Here is a 3248-nt window from a genome sequence, read left to right on the forward strand (position 1 = left end):
GTCCATGAACACAGTGCGGTCCTTGAGCTTGCGGGCTTCGCGAAGCGCCGGCTCTACGTCCTGCGGCTTTTCGATCAACATGCCAACGTGCCCGTAGGCTTCGGCCAGCTTCACGAAATTGGGCAGTGCGTCCATGTAGCTGCTGCTGTAGCGGCCTTCATAGTCAATTTCCTGCCACTGACGCACCATGCCCAGGTAACGGTTGTTCAGCGACACGATCTTGATCGGCGTGTTGTATTGCAGGCAGGTGGAAAGCTCCTGGATGCACATCTGCACCGAACCTTCACCGGTGATGCAGAACACTTCCGAGTCGGGCTTGGCCAGCTTGATGCCCATGGCATAGGGAATACCGACGCCCATGGTGCCCAGGCCGCCTGAATTGATCCAGCGGCGCGGCTCGTCGAACTTGTAGTACTGCGCAGCCCACATCTGGTGTTGACCCACGTCCGACGTGATGTAGGTGTCCGCGTCCTTGGTCAGCTTCCAGAGCGTTTCGACCACATGCTGGGGCTTGATGACATCGCCTTTGCCCATGCTGTACTTCATGCAGTCGCGTTTGCGCCAGCCTTCAATCGTGTCCCACCAGCCGCCCAGGGCGTTCGCGTCAGGCTTGAGGCCGGATTCCTTGATCATGGCAATCAGTTCGGTCAGCACGTCCTTCACGTCGCCCACGATCGGAATATCAACCTTCACGCGCTTCGAAATACTGGAAGGGTCGATGTCGATGTGGATGATCTTGCGTTCGTTCTGCGCGAAATGCTTGGGGTTACCGATCACGCGGTCATCAAAACGCGCACCGACAGCCAGCAACACGTCGCAATGCTGCATCGCATTGTTGGCTTCGATGGTGCCGTGCATACCCAGCATGCCGAGGAATTTTTTGTCGCTGGCCGGGTAGGCGCCCAGGCCCATCAAGGTGTTGGTGCAGGGGTAGCCCAGCATGTCGACCAGCGTGCGCAGTTCTTGCGAGGCATTACTGAGCAATACGCCGCCGCCGGTGTAGATATAGGGCCGTTTGGCCGCCAGCAGCAATTGCAGGGCCTTGCGGATCTGCCCGCCATGGCCTTTGCGCACCGGGTTGTAGGAGCGCATCTCAACGGTTTGCGGATAGCCGTTGTAGGGCACCTTGTTGAAGGACACGTCCTTGGGGATATCGACGACCACGGGGCCGGGCCGGCCGCTGCGGGCGATATGAAACGCCTTTTTCAGGGTTTCGGCCATGTGCCGCGCATCCTTGACCAGGAAGTTGTGCTTCACGATGGGCCGGGTGATGCCGACGGTGTCACACTCCTGGAAGGCGTCCAGGCCGATGGCGTGGGTGGGGACCTGTCCCGTGATGATGACCATCGGGATACTGTCCATGTACGCTGTCGCGATACCGGTCACGGCGTTGGTCACGCCTGGGCCGGAAGTGACCAGCGCCACGCCCACCTCGCCTGTGGCGCGAGCATAACCGTCGGCTGCGTGCACAGCTGCCTGCTCATGACGCACCAGGATGTGCTGGATCGAGTCCTGTTTGTAGACGGCGTCGTAAATATGCAGGACTGCACCGCCCGGATAACCCCACATGTATTTGACGCCTTCAGCCTGAAGGGACTTCATGAGGATTTCCGCGCCGCGGAGTTCTTGAGAATTTGTTTGTGCAGACGCAGCTGCCGCGGAAGCGATTTCCGCTTTGGAGATTTCCATGATGAACCTTTGTGAATTTCTCTAACGAAATACCTTGGGTGCCTCTTTGCCCACTCTTGTGAAGCGGCATCGAGACTTGAGGCCAAAACCATAAGCGGAAACATAAACCGCCGAGTCGTGACCCGTTTGCCTTTGAATTGCAGGCCGTATTATGGCATTTCGCGTTGCGCAATGGCTGCAAGCGGTGAAAAATCGCATCCGGTACCGGCCGGGATGCGATAATTTTCCAGCTGTATCCTTGGATGCATGCCTTATCGGCATCGGCCCTGCGAGTACCCGCAGACCACCMTGTGCAGCGCTGGACGAACCGGAACCCCACACCGTTGGCAACTGAACAAGAACTCTCGGATTTCCTGAAAAGCGTTGAAAAACGGGCTTTCAAGCGCAGCATCTACCACGTGCGGGATGAAGAAGCTGCCCTTGATATCGTTCAGGACAGCATGATGAAGCTGGCCCAGCACTATGGCGACAAGCCTGCGGCCGAGCTGCCCATGCTGTTCCAGCGCATCCTGGCCAACACCACGCTGGACTGGTTCCGGCGCCGCAAGACCCGGAACGCGCTTTTCTCCAACATGAGCGACTTTGAATCGCAGGGAGAAGACGGAGATTTCGATCTTCTGGAAACTTTAGAGAGCCTTACCAACTCAGAGGGTACAGAGAGCGCCCAGGATGCTACTGAGCGGGCGCAAATATTGCATGAGATCGAACTGCAGGTAAAGGAATTGCCGGGCCGTCAACGGGAAGCCTTTCTGATGCGTTACTGGGAGGAAATGGATGTCGCTGAAACAGCAGCCGCCATGGGCTGTTCGGAGGGCAGTGTCAAAACACATTGTTCCCGCGCAGTTCACGCCCTCAGCAAAGCCCTGAGTGCCAAAGGTATAAAACTATGACTAACTCACTACAAAAAAGAGCCGAAATCCTGCAGGACCGCTTTGGCCTGAAGACCGCGTCCTACCTGTCCGCGGGAGCTGCCGACCTGCCTTACGACATTTCCGAGCGCCTGCGCGCCGCACGCGCTCAAGCTGTTTCAAAACGTAAAGTCGCCAAAACACAAACCGCCACCAGCGTCGTCGGCGTTGGCACAAGTGCCGCCCTTTCATGGGGATCTGATGACGGCCTGAGCTGGTGGGCACGGATTGGTTCGGTCCTTCCACTTGTTGCACTGGTTGTAGGCCTGCTGGCCATCAATTCGATCCAGAACGACAACCGCGCCCAGGAACTGGCAGAAGTCGATGTGGCGTTGCTTACTGACGAACTCCCGCCCGCTGCTTTTGCCGACCCGGGTTTTGTCCAGTACCTCAAAGCCACACGCCAAGCCCCCACGGCCCAATGATCCCGCGCGCAATCTCCCGACGCGCCCCATCTGTCGATGGCCGCTCCATGCGGTTGAGACTGCAATGGCTGTCGTTCGGGCTTGTGACGGCTACCCTGCTGGCCTGGCCCATGCTGGGCCTTGCACAGGCGCCTAAACCCGTAGGCCCTGCCAGTGCAGCTGTGAAGCCCCCGGCCGTCCCTGCCAAGCCCGTCGTGGCCAAGCCGACCTGGGCTGAACTCACGCC

At 58.5% G+C, this 3248-nt stretch carries 3 protein-coding genes; 2 read left to right on the forward strand and 1 reads right to left on the reverse strand.

Annotated features, from left to right (window positions below):
• On the reverse strand, positions 1–1689 hold a 1689-nt coding region (locus AC1D1X_RS19165; protein WP_477698910.1), incomplete at its 3' end, for an acetolactate synthase 3 catalytic subunit.
• 323 nt (positions 1690–2012) lie between these two features.
• Here AC1D1X_RS19165 and AC1D1X_RS19170 point away from each other — a divergent pair.
• A complete protein-coding gene (locus tag AC1D1X_RS19170) occupies positions 2013–2579 on the forward strand; it encodes an RNA polymerase sigma factor (RefSeq protein ID WP_457279761.1) in 567 nt (188 codons plus the stop codon).
• Positions 2576–3022, forward strand: coding sequence for a DUF3619 family protein (locus tag AC1D1X_RS19175; RefSeq protein WP_477670846.1), 447 nt, complete (start codon positions 2576–2578; stop codon positions 3020–3022). The genes AC1D1X_RS19170 and AC1D1X_RS19175 overlap by 4 nt, the downstream gene beginning before the upstream one ends.
• Positions 3023–3248: the final 226 nt, after the last annotated feature.

This window comes from Polaromonas sp. P1_G4 (assembly GCF_056405475.1).

What these genes read in the sequence shown, in the direction of transcription:
- AC1D1X_RS19175 (WP_477670846.1), top strand. Translation starts at nt 2,576, where the DNA reads ATGACTAACTCACTACAAAAAAGAGCCGAAATCCTGCAGGACCGCTTT.